This window comes from Sphingobacterium sp. DR205 (assembly GCF_011064245.1).
GTDB classification, from domain to species: domain Bacteria; phylum Bacteroidota; class Bacteroidia; order Sphingobacteriales; family Sphingobacteriaceae; genus Sphingobacterium; species Sphingobacterium athyrii.
In genome coordinates this window covers 2,918,284-2,935,798 of record NZ_CP049333.1, presented here as the reverse complement: position 1 = coordinate 2,935,798, position 17,515 = coordinate 2,918,284, and the positions used below count along the sequence as shown (strand labels likewise).

Here is a 17,515-nt window from a genome sequence, read left to right as displayed (position 1 = left end):
AATCGCAAAGTTACTCAAACAAGAAGAAATATTCATTACTTTTGTACTTTTGCATTTGAAATGATATCAATAAATAACTTAACATTTGAAATAGGGTCCCGTGCGTTGTATGACGAGGCAAACTGGCACATTAAACCGGGTGATAAAGTAGGCTTAATTGGCGCCAATGGAGCCGGAAAATCCACCTTATTACGGTTGATCGTGGGACAGTACGCCCCAACTTCGGGAACGATTTCCATGGCAAAAGATCTTAAGATCGGTTACCTCAACCAAGACTTACTGTCCTATCACTCCGATAAGAGCATACTATATGTAGCCATGGAAGCGTTTGAACGCCAAAATCAATTACATGCCGAGATCGAGGACTTACTTGCTAAATTAGAAACAGATTATTCGGACGATATTCTAAATAAACTCAGTGACAGACAATTGGAATTTGAAGCGCTGGACGGTTACAATGTGGAATTCAAGGCCCACGAAATCCTGGCCGGTCTAGGTTTTTCAGAAGAAGAACAAAAAAGACCGCTAGCGACATTCTCAGGAGGCTGGCGTATGCGTGTGATGCTGGCCAAAATCCTGTTGCAAACTCCTGATATCCTCTTATTGGATGAGCCGACCAACCACATGGACTTACCTTCGATCAAATGGCTAGAGAATTATTTACAGGCATTTGACGGCGCTATTGTCATCGTATCGCACGATAGGTATTTTCTCGACCGTATCATCAAAAAAACAGTTGAATCACGAAAAGGAAAATTAACACTTTATGCGGGCAACTACAGTTTTTATCTGGAAGAAAAGGAATTAAGAAACGAATTACAGGCCAACCAGTTCAAAAATCAGCAAGCGAAGATCAAACAGGAAGAGCGACTTATCGAACGTTTCCGTGCCAAAGCTTCCAAAGCAAAAATGGCGCAGTCGCGGATTAAAGCCCTGGATAGAATGGAGCGAATTGAAGATGTGGATGATGATAATCCAACGGTCAACTTTAGCTTCAAGTTTTCAAAACCTTCCGGCCGTCATGTGGTAACTTTAGACCATATTTCTAAATCTTATCCGAATTTAGAAATATTAAAAAATACCTCTGCAATCATTGAAAAAGGGGATAAGATCGCTTTGATCGGTGCAAACGGAAAAGGTAAGTCTACCCTACTCCGTATTGTGGCTGGCGCAGATAACCAATTTGAGGGAAAATCGGAACATGGGCATAATGTGTCGCAAACGTTCTTTGCACAGCACCAGCTCGAAGCACTTCACCTCGAAAACTCGATCTTGGCCGAACTGCAGGCTTTTGCTCCAAAGCATACGGAGACCGAATTGCGTTCGATATTGGGCTGTTTCCTATTTACAGGCGACGATGCCTTCAAAAAAATCAAGGTATTATCAGGAGGTGAAAAATCCCGTGTAGCTCTTGCTAAGGCATTGACTGCCGATGCCAATTTCCTGGCACTCGATGAGCCTACCAACCACTTGGATATGCAATCGGTCAATATTTTGATTCAGGCCTTGCAGCAATTCGAAGGCACCTTTATTGTTGTTTCCCACGACCGCTATTTCTTGGATCACGTGGCCAATAAAATTTGGTATATCGAAGACAAAGAGATCAAAGAATATCCGGGTACGTATCAGGAGTATGAGGAATGGGCTTCAAAGCGCCTTGTAAAAACAGAGGTCAAACCGGAGAAAAAAGTCAAAGAAGAACCAAAAGTTAAAAAAGAGAAACAAGCGCCATCTGAAGACCGCACCCGACTGCTGAGCAAAAAGAACAAGGAACTTTCCACATTGGAGAAAAAGATCGAAGAACAGGAAATATCGGTCAAGGACCTTGAACAGAAGCTGGCGGATGAAGCTGTTTATTCGGATGCGACTAAGTTACAGGAAACTACGCGAGCTTACAATTCGGCCAAGGCCGAGTTAACCCATTATCAGGAACAATGGGAGCAATTGGCCGAAGAAATTATGGAATTGGAAAACGATTAATTTTTTTTGCTTAAAATCAGCTTTTTAAGCTGATGAGTGCGATTTAAAGCCAGAAAAATTTGCAGGAATAGGATTAAAGCCCTACTTTTGCATCACTTCAAAAAAGGAACGATAGTTCAAAAAAGAAGTACGATTCCGTAGCTCAGCTGGTAGAGCAATACACTTTTAATGTATGGGTCCTGGGTTCGAATCCCAGCGGGATCACAGAGGAAAAGCTAATCGCAAGATTAGCTTTTCTTGTTTAAGCAGATTAGGATTCGAAAGAAGGGCCGGCCGGGTTCGATCCGTCGGAGGCTCAGGGATGTGCATGGGAACTGTGGGGCTGAGCCAATCCCAGCGGGATCACAGAGGAAAAGCTAATCGCAAGATTAGCTTTTCTTGTTTAAGGGGATTAGGATTCGAAAGAAGGGTTGGCCGGGTTCGATCCGTCGGAGGCTCAGGGGTGTGGATGGGAACTGTGGGGCTGAGCCAATCCCAGCGGGATCACAGAGGAAAAGCCAATCGCAAGATTGGCTTTTCTTGTTTAAGGGGATTAGGATTCGAAAGAAGGGTTAGCCGGGTTCGATCCGTCGGAGGCTCAGGGATGTGCATGGGAACTGTAGGGCTGAGCCAATCCCAGCGCTTTTTTGATTTTTAATACTGAAAATAAATAATTTATAAAAACAACCATATCTTACCTAAGCATATAAAACACCCCTTTTTTGGTGGCCCATTTTATATTCAAAATTGGGGTACCATTTTTTAAATTCTGGATTTGTGAAGTTTGGATTTAAAGATCGGAAATTATTTCCTGCTACTGGCAGGAGCATTTTTGAATCTTTAAAATGTGTGCGGAATGAAGAATCAGAAAGTAAGCATTTTTTTTGGCTAAAGAAGTCAAAAGTAACGAGTGATAGCACAGCGCCTTTGTACGCAAGAATTACCATCGCCAGTAAAGAAGAACGATATCACTCAGCATAAAAATTAAACCTGAATTTGGGACACTAAACTAAAAAGAGATATAGAGCCATGCGCTACTTTATTTCCTGCCAGTCCTACGTCATAGTGCAGGATTCAGCTACCGAAGTTGGGTTTTGTTTTTAACAGCTAGAATATAATCTGTTTCGTTCTCAATAATGGTTTCTGGAATAGCTCTCTGTGCTCATGGCGTCGATATTGATGATACTCCCGTCAATATCCAGTAGTTTTCGAAGTTCAGGAATAGCGCAGATCTCATTTTTTTTGCTGAAATAAATATGATCCATAAATTAACAGGTTTCCATTATCGGATCGTATCCTTAGGTGATTTATCCATTTCGCTACTGCTCCCTTGGCTTAACGACATTTATATCGTCTACGGGATATGAATCCAAAACCATAAGTATTGCTGTTTTAAAAATTAATTCGAAAGCTTCCCAGCAATCTGCTCAAAGAGTATACCTCGTGTTTTATCGGCAATGGTCGTTGGATAGATGAAATAAAATGGAAAAATGACGGATGAATTAGATCCCTTAGGTCACGAACCTTGTCATTACAGCTACTTTACAACACATATCAAATAGCATTAAATGATAATTGAGCTCCTACGCCAATGTTCATCAAATCGCACCTGTCTCCGAATATGTATAAGGGGAATCAGCCCACCGTATTATCAATGGGCTGAAGAATGGCTATTAACGTTCAACTAAAACCTTAACTGATTCACCATTTTGGTCGGTCAACTTTGTTGGGGTCTTAAAAAGCAGGTACCATTTTCTGAATGCTCCAATAAAAACAAGTATCATCAGAAACATCGCTAATACGGCCAACGAAGCCAACAAGGTTTGTCCTCGAGGGATATAGATATCCATTACTTGGAGATATCCTGCCCAAAATGTAATACAGGCCATAAATATCCCCGGAATTGCCGTACATAATGCATATTTTCCGCGATTCATTCGGATCAGCATCGTTGTACAAACAATAAGTCCACAAGCGGCCAATAGCTGATTGCTTATTCCAAAAAGCGGCCAAATGCTGCTTACATTACCTGTATAAACAAGATATCCCCAAGAAAAAGTAAACAATGCACTACAAAACCAAACTCCAGGTTTCCAGTCCTTATCCCTAAAGGCAGGGATAATATTTCCAAGCATTTCCTGTAGAAAAAAACGTCCCACTCGTGTTCCCGCATCGATGGCGGTCAGAATAAAAACCGCTTCAAACATAATCGCAAAATTATACCAATAAGCCATCACATCGTCCATAAAGGGAACTTTATCAAAAATATGTGCCATACCGACCGCCAGTGAGACAGCACCTCCAGTACGGCCATGGAGATCGACACCAATGCGATCAATAAAATGTTGCAGATCGACAGCTTGCCATTCTGGGTGCTTTACCAAGAACTGGGCATAGTCCTTTACTGGTGTATTGATGGCAAAATAGTCTCCAGGCATCAAGGTACAAGCTGCAATAAGGGCCATTAATGCCACGAAGCCCTCGACCAACATCGCCCCGTAACCAACAAATAGGATTTCTCTTTCCGTGCCCAACATTTTGGGTGTGGTTCCTGTGGCAATAATAGCGTGGAATCCCGAAATTGCCCCACAGGCGATTACAATAAAAATAAAAGGAAGTACTGGACCACCAATTACTGGGCCACCACCGTGAATAAAACGGGTCAATGCTGGCATTTGTATTGTAGGGGCCACAAAGATAATTCCCACCGTAAGCATCAATATTGTACCTATCTTCAAATAGGTTGAAAGGTAATCCCGAGGAACCAATAGTAACCAGATCGGCAGTACAGAGGCAAAAAAACCATATATGGCAATCGCTATAGAAATTGTTTTGATATCCCAATTAAACAGATTATGGATGGCATGAGTTTCCATTAGGCGGTGTCCCGCGATAATGCCTACGATCAGTAGAATACCACCTAAAATACTAGCCAAGGTGACTGATCCTTCACGGTACCGCATCAATAATCCCATAAATATTGCTATCGGCATTGTTAAAATAATTGTGAACAAAGACCAGGGAGCCTCATGCATAGCACTAATACAGGCCAACGATAGCCCTGCTAAAGTCAAAATCAAGATAAACAGGACCGCAATGCCAGCTATCCCACCGACCGTAGAACCAATTTCCTTAGATGCAATTGTTGCCAAGCTCTGCCCCTTATGACGGACAGAGGCGAAAAGCACAACCATATCATGCACCCCTCCACCTAACACACAACCAATCAAGATCCACATAGCCCCAGGAAGATAGCCAAATTGAGCAGCCAGTACCGGACCTACCAAAGGTCCTGCAGCGGCAATCGCCGCAAAGTGGTGCCCAAATAACACCTTTCGATCCGTCTTCACAAAATCATGTCCATCGGCAAACTCTACAGCAGGTGTCGCCACCATGTCGTTCAGTCGAAGTACCTTTTTTGCTATAAAAATCCCATAAAAACGGTAAGCGATTGCGAAAATCAGGATTGATGCAAAAATTAACGTTAAGGCATTCATTTCATTAAAAAATCCTTCTGTTGAAGCCATAAAATAAAATTGGTTATAGTGAGATTACTTTTTAATCCTTATTAAATTTACGAATAGCATCTGATTTCAAATAATTTGGCCAACTTATCTCCATGGGTCTTTTTAGCCACAAATCGAACGCGATCCACCTTGACTTTATCGAAGCGATGATCTGCCTTCCGTAAGAAGTTATCCGCTACCACAATTTTGTTCAATAACTTATCCTTCAGATACAATTCAATCTCATAATCACTTATTGTTTCCGGTTGGGGTCCACGTACCTGGTTTTTCATAGTTCCATTTTCGCCGGACAATCGCAAATGTCTATTTAACCCCGTATCGAAAGTAAGTTCAACTAATGCTAAATCTTGTGTTTTTTTCCATTTCAATTCCAAAAATTGTTCACCTTGTGACAGATCGGCCTGCCATTGATGAAGCTTACCGTCAGCGATATCCCGGTTAATGCCATCTATCACGAGCATCGCCTTGCCGGTATCTGTTTCACTGCTGGCTGATATTGTGGCTAATAACGCACGGTCATTAGTATCAGAATTTTTAATGTTCAAGATCGCTTGGTCTTGTCGAAGCAACAACTGTTGATATTCAGTTAACTTAGATTTGTTTGCGACAATTTCATTCACTTTGATTTTATTATTGACGGCGAAGGCCACTGCCGTACCGATTGCTTGTCCCAAAGTTGCGCAAGTCGCCATAACCCGTGTAGTCGATAATGCGACATGTGTCACTGAAATATTGCGCCCCGCCATGACCAAATTATCGACTGAATTACTATAAAGACAACGCAGAGGAATAGAATATGGTCCCTTAAGTGGAATTGACCGAAAAGGACTCAATGAAGTATCATCCATACCAGCCGGCAAATGATCATCTAGAGGCCAACCTCCATAAGCAACACGATCGTCAAAGTTCTCTTGTTTGAGTACATCATTTTGTGTAAGTACGTAAACACCTTTAATGCGGCGGCTTTCACGTTTACCGGGAATTGTCCCATGCCAAGATAATGCCCAGTTGGCAGATTCAGGGTGATTGCCCGAATTTTTGATATAATCCCATACACCAAACACGACCGCCATCAAATCATGTCGTATCTTTTGGCCGTCATTCACAATATTTTCAAGCCCTCCTAATTCAATCCACCAATACCCATATTCCCAAGAATGTATCTTGCGATATTTAAAATCCTCAAATTGATATTTTCTCGCCCAAGTAGGTGCTTTAAATGGCATCGGTTTATCATGTTTTGTCGATTGAAACAAAAGGCTGTTACCCATAGTAATATCGTCACGTTTTTCTAATCCCAATGGTTCGTTGTATTCCGATTTAGCCTCCCTACCCCGCATAAAATCCGCTCCCGCCAATGCAGCCAATGTACCATCACCCGTGCAATCGGCAAAATATTGAGCTTTTACATCGTAAATTTCCTCTGTTTGTGAGCAATAGCCTTTAATGGATTCTATTTGATTGCCATTTTTTACGGCCTCGTATAGTGACGTATCCAACAAGAGTGTAATGTTGGGGTCAGTAAGTATTTTGTCATACATGACATAATCTAGCATTTCCCAACAACGTTGCGGGTTTATTGCGGCTTCGGTCAATAGAATTTCTTCCAATAGGCCAGTTTCTCTCCACACTTGGTTTAGTTGAGAAGCGCCACAGATATGCATTCGAATCTCTGAGCTTGCATTCCCGCCCAAGCGCGAACGATTTTGGATAAATACAACTTTCATCCCATTTCTGGCAGCAGAAAGTGCCGCGCAGACACCAGCCATTCCTCCACCAACTACAACAAAATCTGTTGTTAGATTTCTTTTTGCAAATACTTCAGGGGGGACAAAAGATTCTCCTCCAGATGTTAGTCCAGTGCGATCTACGCCGGCTTCGGCTCTCGTAAATCCCAAAACAGGTCCCGCTATAAGTGCTCCAGAACCTATTCCTAAATTTCTTAAAAATGATCTTCGGTTATTTTTCATAATTCATCAGTTTATACATGAGTTCTTTTAATTTTTGTGATAAATCAGCATCAAGGGTTTTAATACGTAAAATTTCTTTGGTTTCTTTATTTGGGTTTTTTAAATTTTTCAGAATGGCCAATTGCGTATGTGGTTTAAGTACTTCTAGTTGCGTCAGTATTCGGTTGTATTTATCCGGGTTCCCATAGAAGTTATGTCCCAATTTATTCCATGCATAATGCGGGACATACTCATCCTTTGAATATAATAGATCTACTAGTAGCTTTTCATTTTCCCGTATCTGTTCGCTACTTAAATTTTCCAAAAAATATCGCTGATAGTCCGCTTGCATTGAAGTGGCGAAATAGGTTTCCAATTGAGCTTGTTTATACAATTTATCCAATCGCTGACGGATCATACTTTTAATAGGTCCATTAACAACATGCCATAAAGCATAAACGGTATATAATGCTCCCGGTACGGCTACATTTGAAAAAACCTTAAGTGTAGGCCTGGTCACAGCATCTAGCTGGACAGAATACTTTTGGCCTCTTTTGTCCAAAAAATCCTCTACGGCATAATCCCGCATCGGGGAAATTGTATCCAATAAAATTTTATGCAACAGGCTATAGTCACTTTTATCAAAATGTTGATGGTCAAACTTTGTAAATGCATGCCCGACAGGAACGGAAAAATGATCATATTCTCCCATTAAATTCCAATACAGATCCACTTGGATAGGAAGACATACTTTGTCGTTACATATATCGGTTGACAGGAATGTATGATAAAAATAAGCTCGGCTCGCACTATCCTGAATCAATTCCACCATTAAGTCCAAGGTATCATTAACTTTATACTCAATCGAAACTTTGGGTGCAATAGACTTTTGTTGCCCCATCAACGGAAAGGACAATAAACCAGTAAAAAAAACAAACCAGTATTTAATCATATTTTAATTGAGTTGAAACTTTACAATCACGATCAACGGCAAATCTGATCCATCGCGCCTCGATATGTTTCGGAAAATTCAAATTGATTGTATCATTTCCCTTTACCTTGACCTCTTGATAATCCATCCAAGTTCCATTTCCGACAGGATCCAATTGAATTGTAAACTTAACCGGTAAAGATTCATGATTCGATAACGCTAAGTTTCTATTTTCATAAAAGCCAAATAGGTAAGGATCACTAAATTTTCTTCTTGCCAACACTTCCCTGTCAAGGGGGCCACCGTATCCTTTAGGTTTTCCAAGTTTCCATAGATCGTCAATTGCCCCGACCCATACCTGACATTGTCTATCAGCAGAGCTGATAATATGCGGATTATTTTCCGTTGTGGCACGGATTCCAGAAAAAACCAGTAGGCCCCTATATGAGGTATAATCCACAATATTGAGATCATGCGATGCGATAGGTCTCACTTTCGCAAATCCATCGGCATTTTCCGCAGGAAGTTCATAAAAAGTCCCATGTAGATTTAACAAATCTCGCTCTGTTGCTACTTCCCTACATATTCTTGCCGTTCCATTTGCGATGATACTATCATATTTTTGATCCCCTTTAGGGAATCTCCATCTTCTTCCTTTTTCGTCCACAATAAGAACTGAAGAGGATTCCACTTGTACGAGATTTTTACTCAGGGCAAATTTATGCTCGATATACGCTGCTTCCTCACGATTTTGTCGTGGTTTTAACTCCATAGTCGAGGTCAGTTCGTAATATCCTATATTTTCCGAGTTGGTACCTGTAGATTTTCCAGCGACTATCCCAAGTGTTCTCTTATTCTCTCCAAGTCCCGCCATTAATGCCGTTGAAATGGAAGTATCCGTTATCTTAGCAATTCCCCGAAAGAGATTCTCATCCGTGGAATAGTCCCAACGATTACTATAGGTAAATTGAGCTGTAAGTTTGGAATCGCTGTGACTCACTAATCTGATCCATTCACCTTTTAGATCGCTCGGAAAGGCTTCAATGAATGATTTGCCTGGTAAAACTGAACGTTTCCCAAGTGGTGCCCATTCACCCTTACCATTCTTGTCCAATTGTATTTCAATATCGAGCACGGAATTACCCTCATTCTTTAGCCAAAGGCTCCTTATCGACCAACCAGCAAATAGAAAAGGTTCAGAGATTTCATTTTTTTTGACAGATTCATTCAGCCATACTGCTCCCTCTGCGGTATTGCTTCCAAGTTTATTTATCGTATTGAAATCGGTGAACCATAAGTTAGAATTAGATTGCCCAGGTCCTTCAATCTCTCCCTTGACCGCACGTTTATTGAGAAACTCCTTCTGTGCGGAGTCATCACAACCAAATACAAGCTGATCGTTCCATCTGGCAAAATCACCGATTACCTTTAGATAGGCTGATAAAGGCCGTAGTCCGCTAGTATTACCATTGGAAAAACGCTGTGGAAAATGCCAAAATATACCATGCATTGTCATGAGGAAGTAAGGATGATCGCTCGTCCCTACATCTCGGATACGTGGCCATTCTGTATTCCAACCATGAGCCCCGTCATAACTGTGACTGCCTTTCGGAAAGCGATAAAATTGCCAACCGGATTTGATATCTCTTACCGCCAGAATAGCTGATTTATGATCCCAACCTGTCGCCCAGATAGGATCTTCATCATCCAAATTTCCATATACCCCCCCAGGGCCTGTAATCTCAACAAATTGATTTCTCCTGACCAATTTCCATTTTTTTCCGTCCCATTCTGAGAGCGAGCCCGCCGGTATGTCAAATTGTTTTAAGGCAAGGTCACCTGATTCACCATTATTCGAATAAACCAGCACGCCTTGTCCGCTGTAGAGTCCTTTTCCATGAGCACCAAATAATTCAGCAAATTTTTGTGGTTTAGGACTTGTAATTTTTGCTAGTTCGGCCCGATAATTTGCGTTCTTAAAATTACCATCTGTATAGATCTCATCAACATGTTGATTATAAACATTAACAGCGTAAATTCCCTCTTCCATCGTACCATAATAGACCAACGAGTCTGGATGATGGAGATGTTTGGCTGTACCTGTCAATCGACCTGGCATATCTCTCACTGATATAACTCGAATATTGTCTTTCTGGTCGATCATATAGGGACCTATCAGCAACTGCTTAGAAGCACGGTGTATAAACCGATTTGCTGGGGTGCCGCCAATACTTTGAGGCATTATTTCCTGCTTCAAATCCTTTGTGATCTTATATAATTTATCACTGGATCCAAGTGGCAAATGTGGTCCATAAGTAATCACATACAGCGAATTATTCCAAGGAACCACTGCTCCAGTACCACATTCACCTTCATTATTATACATCGCCAGATGTGGATAAATACCGCTATATTGTTTTATTTGCGCTATTAACGGCGTTAAGCAAATAAAGTTAACGGCAAAAAAAAGACATTGTTTTAAAGATTTCATTAATAATTGGGATTTTGTTTTAAACCACTTGTCAAGACTTCCGTAGACGGGATAGGCCACAGGTATTGTTTGGAGGCGTCAAACTTTCGAATCGCGATCGTTTTGATTAGTCCCTGTTGATTAAATTGATTAAAATCTGGCAAACCATCCGCATCTATGGTCGGTGCGCTGGGCAAAAACCATTTTCCCGTTTTCACAACTTTAGCCACTAGGTCAGCAGGGTCCAATAATCCATAATTAGGTTTATTTAATGCTTTCTCGGCCAACTTCCAGCGAATGAGATCCATATAACGAAGGCCTTCCAATGCGAACTCCATCCGTCTCTCATTCCGAAGAATCTGTCGTAGCGCATGTTGATCTCCAAGTTTCACCGCAGGAAAGTCCAATGAAGTAGACGCCACCCCATAGGCTCTTGCTCGTACCTGATTGATCGCATCGACAACGGTCTGGTCAATTTCATTTAATTCAATTTTAGCCTCGGCATAAATCAACAGTATATCCGCATACCGTATAATAATATTATCGGGCTCTGTCCGCCAGCTATTTAATAACCATTCATTATCAACGCCTTTTTTCCATACCAACCCATTAAATGAAGCATATTGCGCATTGGCCCTATTGTCATTATTTTTTACTAGTGTACCTGTCGAGATCTTCATGACATTCAGAGCCTCGGGATGTGGTGTATAAATATAATCCAATAAGGGCTCGTCAAATGCGGCGATGGTTGCCTTACAACGTGGGTCTCGATATAGAAAGGGATTACTAGGATCGAATAAAGGTGATTTTTCTACGGTTAGACCGTCAGTACAGATAAAAGAGAACAACAAGTCCCAAGAAGGGTCTTTTGCGGCCCATCCTCCCGCATTCCGACTAATATAATTTTGACGATCGTCTAATACAACGTTTAGTGCTATCGATCTTGGTAACAAAAAGATACTTTCAGGTGAATTTTTGGTCGAAGACAAAAATAAACTAGCAAAATCAGTATGTAAATTATATTGCTTCAGGTCTATACAATCTTTAGCTGCATTGCGCGCTGTAGCAAAATCGCCCCTATACAATGCGATACGAGCTTTCATTGCCATTGCTGCCCCTTTCGTCACACGATGTAGTTCGGTCGTTGTGTATTTTGTCTTCAGGTTGGCTATCGCAAAATCAAAGTCTTCGTAGATTCTTTGCAATACAAATTCAGGTTCGACCTGTTTTAAATTTTTCGCCTGCTCGATATCCAGAATATCATCCGTGTAGATAATATGTCCAAAATGGCTCAATAAGCTGGAGTACATACAGGCTCGTACAAATCTCGCTTCTGCAATAAACATATTGAGTTGTTCCACCGAAAGTTTGTCTTTTGCCCTATCCGCTCCTTTTATAATCGTATTGGCCCGGGCAATTGCCTTATAAGTATCCAGCCACCAGGTCTTGATAAATGCCGACTGTCCGTTCAGAGTCGCGTTTGTAACCTCGGTCAAGCCATCACGATAAATCCAATCATCCGACCAATCATCCAAATCTTTTTTCCAAAAAACCTGCTTATACAATCCATTCAATGACATTTCGAGTTCCTCAGGAGTACTATTCCATGTTTCACTGGATCCATCAGAAAGCGGATTAAGGTCAAGTGAGTGGCAGCCCTGCAAAAGGATAAAACCACAAATTAAGAGAAGTAAATTTTTCATAGCGACGATTTAAAATTTTAATGATAAACCCAATAAAAACGAAGTCGTGATTGGATAAGCAAAACTTGCCATTTCCGGGTCCCACCCTTTTGGGTATTTATTTGCAGTGAATAGATCGCTTATTGTTCCAGAAATACCAAGCCCCTTAATTTTATACCTTGTCAAAAATGCTGTCGGGACATTATAATTGACTCCAATTGTTTTTAAGCGAAAATATCGTCCATTAAACAGCCAAAAATCGGACATTGCATAGTTGTTATTTGCTGACGTATTGGAATAACGAGGATAACGTACAGTATTATTTTGTGCAACGGAATTGTATCTGGACCATGTCTCCCCATCAAGAAAAAGCGGAAAGTTGCCCCAGTTTTGTTGATAGGGTTGCACCATATCCGTGGTGAGACGCGCATTTTGTTTTCCCACACCTTGAAAAACAAAAGAAAAGCTCAAGTCCTTAAAGCCAAGATTGATAGTACCACCATACATATAGCGAGGAAGAGATCCACCTAATAAAATACGATCATATTCTGGTGAAATTTTGCCATCAGGCACACCATCTGGTCCCGAAATATCGCGATAACGCACATCCCCTGCTTTGACATTTGCATTAAGCACAGCAGAACCACTGACCTCTTCCTGTGTCTGATATAGACCATCAGAAATATAGCCATACCATTCATTGAATTGACTCCCTTGAACCTTAATTTGATCACCCAAAAATTCTGTCCCTCCCAAATCGCCCATGACCGATTTAAAATCGGAAAGGTTGACATTGATTCCATAGGAAAAGTTTCCTATTTTGTCTTTCCATCCAACCACAAAATCCCACCCCTTCGTATGCATTTTACCCGTGTTTTGATTTGGATTATCAAAACCAATATACTGAGGTATTTGCAATTCAAGCAACATATCATTTGTGATTTTTTTATAGTAATCAAACGTGAGATTTAATCGACTATTCAGTCCAACGTAATCCAATCCCACATCGAACGACTCCGTTTTTTCCCAAGAAATATTCCGAATTGCATACTGCCATTGTGCTGCTGATTGCGCTGAAACCACCTCGTTTCCCTTGTAGAACAAGGAACTATTTTCAAATTTGAGCAGTGCTTGATAAGGATAATTCCCGATACGCTCATTGCCTAGGGTGCCATAAGACGCTCTTACTTTTAGAAAATCAATCCAAGATGCCCCCTTTAGAAATTCTTCTTCACTTAATGTCCATCCGGCAGAGAAAGAAGGAAAAGTACCCCAACGGTGTTTAGGAGCAAATCTAGAGGAACCATCATAGCGAATATTTGCCTGAAAAAAATACTTATTGGCATAATTGTACATTAAACGTCCGAAGTACGAACGGTAGGCATTTTCATAAGCTCCACCTTTATTATCCCTAAATTCCAAAGGGCCAAGATCCAAATATGGGTAATTGGTCAAGAGGTACTGATCCCTTGATGCAGCTAAGTTTTCATTGAAGTAGTAATATGATTCATACCCCCCCAAGACATTGACATTATGGCTACCAAAACTCTTTTGATAGTTGGCCAAAAATTGGGCTGTGTATTCATAACTTTCTACACGAGTCTCATTCAGATTTGTTTGATTATAGCCATTGATAAAGCCGATATTTTGATTGGGATTGTCCCAAGCGGTATATGGAATTTTCTTGGTAAACAATTTCGATTTATCAAAATTCAGCAATGGCGAAAAAACACCTGTTAACTTTAGTCCTTCGATCGGTTTAATATCAAGTGCCAGTTTACCAGCGATCTGATTATATTGGTAATTTTTGAAACCACCTTCAGTGATCATCCCATAAATATTATCTCCATCTTTGCCCGATGCGACACGGCCATCCTGCCATCGAGCCGCATAGATCGGTGCGGTAATGCCAATTCTATACATGGGATCAATTGATGGGTTATCGTTTAGGCTACGTTTAAAGTTTACATCAACTATGGTTGATATATAATCGTTAATTTTTATATCATTATTGACCCGAGCAGTAATACGCTTATAGCTTCTATCTATATACAGACCTTCCGCATTGTCATATCCTAGCGAAAACCTTGTCCGCAAGGCCTTTCCAGCACCAGTTACTGAAAGAAGATGAGATTGACGGGCTGCCGAATTTTTCAGGATCATTTTTTTCCAATCTGTCATTGGATATTGATCGGGATTCTGGTTGTTATTTTGATGATAATTTTCAATCAAGTCTTTAGCATAGATCGGATATTCATTGTCATTATTGTTATTGTCGTTCCATCGCAGTTCATTACTTAATTGAAGGTATCTTACCGCATCAACATAGTCAGGTAACTTTGTTGGCTTTTCAAAGCCATATTCACCGTTATATTCAAGGGCCACTTTCCCCTCCTCACCTCGTTTTGAGGTAATTAAAATAACCCCTGCAGCTGCTCTGGCACCATAAATTGAAGCTGAAGCGGCATCCTTCAGAACAGTAATATTCTCCACGTCATTGGGATTTACGGCGTTCATATCGGCTATAGGCACCCCATCCAATATAATAAGCGGGTTCATCCCACCTTCGGTAATTGTTGTAATACCCCGAACACGTACTTGAGCAGTACTCCCTGGCGAATTATTGGATCGAGTAACCATCACTCCAGGAATAGATCCCTGTAATGCCTGAGATAATTGAGTCGACTTACGGGTCTGTACATCTTTGCCCGACACGGTCGAAATAGCACCTGTCAGATCTTTTTTCTGTACTGATCCATAGCCAATGACAACTACCTCGTCTATTGTCCCCGCATTGGATTTAAGCCGAATAAGAACTGTATTCTTACTGGTTGGAGTTGCAACAAAATGTTTGACGGAGTCCGTCGAATAGCCTAAGTGATGAGCGAAAATACTGTAATTTTCACCGACTACAAGCGGGCTCAAAACAAACAAACCTTCGTTGTCTGCAACAAAATTGAGTTTCTTACTTGTTCTTTCGTGGACAAGATCCACGGTTGCTCCAGGTAGTGCATTTCCCTCCGCATCCACGACCTTTCCAGTTACCCGTAAACTGGATTGTGCAAATCCTATTGAAAAATATGGAAATAGCAATCCCAGTAGCATAAATTTGATTAGAATATGCTTCATAATTGTTTATATTGGTTTATTTAGATTATAAAGTAATTTGGTCTGTCTTTTTTCCTTTAGGGTGTTCTTATCCTACTGAGATCCCTCCTTTCCTGCTGGATTGTCAATATGAACTATACCATTGTCGATACGGAATGAACAGCCATTCAATTGACAAAAATTAGCTAAGAATTTTTCCAATGACTCCTTTCTACTAAGACTTCCTGTAAATGAATTGGTTAACAAATCAGGATTATCACAGATGATAGATACATCGTAAAGGCTCTCTATAACCTCTAATAGTTGGGCGTTCTTAGTTTGAGTAAAGCTCACAGATTGATTGGTCCACTCTACATCGGCATTTAAGTTCGGTATTAATTCCTTTAACTTTTTGTCTACACGAGACAAGTGTGTGCGTGTCAATTCAGTCTCCGAAGATTTAGTCATCTGATGTGAGAGCAAGTTGATCAAGACCTCTTCATTTGGGTTCAGATAAAGTAATTGCTGGTTATGTATCACTGCTGGACCGACAGAAATCTTTCCTTCCATTAATTTTATCCGCACCTTATCGTCCGTTTGTGGATCAATACTGAAAACTGTTCCTAAGGCAGTAGTAATATATCCTTTATAATCAACCTGAAAAGGTGCTGCTGGATTTTTGTGCACCTTATAAATCACACGTCCTCGTAACTGTTGTATAACACGATTCCCGAGCTTATCATACACAAAACTGACTTTCGAATTTGGATAGAGAATGACCCCTGTGCTATCCGGAAGTTGTACGTTGATGGCATAAGAGTGATTATTCTCATACCAAGTGACGTCCGCTATACGCTCGACCTTTGGAGGCATATTAGGATTTATTATATATAGCACTGATAGGGCACAAATCAATAATGCGGCGCAGGAAGCCCAAACCCAATAATTCAATCTCAGTATACGTCTGGTTTTTGGAGGATCCATGGAATAGATATTCGCAAGTACCTTCCGATGTATATTGGATAAATCAGGTATGCTGATTTTCCTTGTGTTTTGTATGTCTTCTTGGTCAAGTATTCCCTCGATCCAAGATTGAAGGAGTACAGGATCTATCTTGGCCATTTCGTCAAAGAAAGCCTCATAATATTCTGCCTCCAGTCTATTGTGGATATACTCCACCAATTGATATCTAAAAGATTGTTCTCTCAAAACTGTTTATAATTAGTTCAATACATTGCTGTATTTAACCCTCTATACGTTTGGCGGAAAGAATCACACTATTACTTTTTTATATTTTTTAAAGTTTGAATAAAAAAGTTGCCAAAAAACTGATAATATACTCATTACGGTAGTTTTTTTGAATATATTTTTTGATATCTTTTAGTGCGCTGACCAACTGGTTACTTACGGTGGAAACTGAAATCCCCAGTTGATCGGCTATTTCTTTATAACTTTTTTCCTGAAATTTGTTGAGCATCAAAATTTCTTTTCGTTTGGGGCTCAATGATTCAATAGCCTTAGATAACATCTGTTGGGTATCTTTAGCAAACACTTTCTCCTCAGTGTGATAATAAAGTTCGACAGCGGATGCCCATATTTCCAATTGAAGAACTTTATCCCGTTGTACCTTTCTAAAAAAATCCATAGCAAGATTGTCCGAAATATGATTAAGAAAGGATACGAAACCTTTAACCGGATCTATTTTTTCTCGGTTAAGCCATATCTTGGTAAATACATCCTGCAGAATTTCCTCCACAACTATTGGATTCTTTACAAGCTTGATCAATCTAATATAGATTTTAGGAGAATATTGAAAATAAATTTCATTAAATGAGTCAATATCCCCATTCTTCAATTTTTCTAGTATAGCGGTTTCTAAGGGAGACATCATTGTTTGTATTTCTTCATAT

Annotated in this window: 10 protein-coding genes and 1 tRNA gene; 2 read left to right on the top strand and 9 right to left on the bottom strand. The window is 40.4% G+C overall.

The features are described 5' to 3' along the window. The first annotated feature begins 60 nt into the window (after positions 1–60). Both G6053_RS12355 and G6053_RS12350 read left to right on the top strand, forming a co-directional pair. Positions 61–1,980 carry an ABC-F family ATP-binding cassette domain-containing protein gene (locus G6053_RS12355; RefSeq protein WP_108631931.1) on the top strand — a complete coding sequence of 640 codons (1,920 nt, stop codon included), beginning with the start codon at positions 61–63 and terminating at the stop codon, positions 1,978–1,980. 131 nt (positions 1,981–2,111) lie between these two features. Further along, positions 2,112–2,184, top strand: a tRNA-Lys gene (locus G6053_RS12350). Positions 2,185–3,089: 905 nt separating this feature from the next. On the opposite strand, the gene G6053_RS30915 is transcribed toward G6053_RS12350, so the two are convergent. From G6053_RS30915 to G6053_RS12305, 9 genes are all read right to left on the bottom strand, one after another. Next, entirely contained in the window at positions 3,090–3,224 is a 135-nt protein-coding gene (locus G6053_RS30915; RefSeq protein WP_165306621.1) for a transposase, read from the bottom strand. Positions 3,225–3,632: 408 nt separating this feature from the next. Then, entirely contained in the window at positions 3,633–5,486 is a 1,854-nt protein-coding gene (locus G6053_RS12340) for a carbon starvation protein A (protein ID WP_206531931.1), read from the bottom strand. A 47-nt stretch (positions 5,487–5,533) separates the two neighbouring features. Then, positions 5,534–7,456 (bottom strand): FAD-dependent oxidoreductase, encoded by a 1,923-nt coding sequence (locus tag G6053_RS12335; protein ID WP_165306620.1) that lies wholly within the window; start codon positions 7,454–7,456, stop codon positions 5,534–5,536. After that, the gene (locus G6053_RS12330) at positions 7,446–8,387 is read right to left on the bottom strand and encodes a hypothetical protein (RefSeq protein ID WP_165306619.1); all 942 of its coding nucleotides are present in this window, start codon (positions 8,385–8,387) and stop codon (positions 7,446–7,448) included. The genes G6053_RS12335 and G6053_RS12330 overlap by 11 nt, the downstream gene beginning before the upstream one ends. Further along, positions 8,380–10,857, bottom strand: a complete 2,478-nt coding sequence (locus G6053_RS12325) for a hypothetical protein (RefSeq protein WP_165306618.1) — start codon at positions 10,855–10,857, stop codon at positions 8,380–8,382. The genes G6053_RS12330 and G6053_RS12325 overlap by 8 nt, the downstream gene beginning before the upstream one ends. Next, a complete protein-coding gene (locus tag G6053_RS12320; RefSeq protein ID WP_165306617.1) occupies positions 10,857–12,539 on the bottom strand; it encodes a RagB/SusD family nutrient uptake outer membrane protein in 1,683 nt (560 codons plus the stop codon). Before G6053_RS12320 ends, G6053_RS12325 begins: the two co-directional genes overlap by 1 nt. Before the next feature lie 9 nt (positions 12,540–12,548). Further along, a complete protein-coding gene (locus G6053_RS12315) occupies positions 12,549–15,647 on the bottom strand; it encodes a TonB-dependent receptor (RefSeq protein ID WP_165306616.1) in 3,099 nt (1,032 codons plus the stop codon). Positions 15,648–15,719: 72 nt separating this feature from the next. Next, positions 15,720–16,814, bottom strand: coding sequence for a FecR family protein (locus G6053_RS12310; RefSeq protein WP_165306615.1), 1,095 nt, complete (start codon positions 16,812–16,814; stop codon positions 15,720–15,722). A gap of 88 nt (positions 16,815–16,902) precedes the next feature. Further along, positions 16,903–17,496: a sigma-70 family RNA polymerase sigma factor gene (locus G6053_RS12305; protein ID WP_165306614.1), complete on the bottom strand. Its 594-nt coding sequence runs from the start codon at positions 17,494–17,496 to the stop codon at positions 16,903–16,905. Positions 17,497–17,515 lie beyond the last annotated feature (19 nt).

Coding starts and splice junctions, on each gene's coding strand:
- G6053_RS12355 (WP_108631931.1), top strand. CDS start 61: ATGATATCAATAAATAACTTAACATTTGAAATAGGGTCCCGTGCGTTG.
- G6053_RS30915 (WP_165306621.1), bottom strand. CDS start 3,224: ATGGATCATATTTATTTCAGCAAAAAAAATGAGATCTGCGCTATTCCT.
- G6053_RS12335 (WP_165306620.1), bottom strand. CDS start 7,456: ATGAAAAATAACCGAAGATCATTTTTAAGAAATTTAGGAATAGGTTCT.
- G6053_RS12315 (WP_165306616.1), bottom strand. CDS start 15,647: ATGAAGCATATTCTAATCAAATTTATGCTACTGGGATTGCTATTTCCA.
- G6053_RS12330 (WP_165306619.1), bottom strand. CDS start 8,387: ATGATTAAATACTGGTTTGTTTTTTTTACTGGTTTATTGTCCTTTCCG.
- G6053_RS12340 (WP_206531931.1), bottom strand. CDS start 5,486: ATGGCTTCAACAGAAGGATTTTTTAATGAAATGAATGCCTTAACGTTA.
- G6053_RS12305 (WP_165306614.1), bottom strand. CDS start 17,496: ATGATGTCTCCCTTAGAAACCGCTATACTAGAAAAATTGAAGAATGGG.
- G6053_RS12320 (WP_165306617.1), bottom strand. CDS start 12,539: ATGAAAAATTTACTTCTCTTAATTTGTGGTTTTATCCTTTTGCAGGGC.
- G6053_RS12325 (WP_165306618.1), bottom strand. CDS start 10,857: ATGAAATCTTTAAAACAATGTCTTTTTTTTGCCGTTAACTTTATTTGC.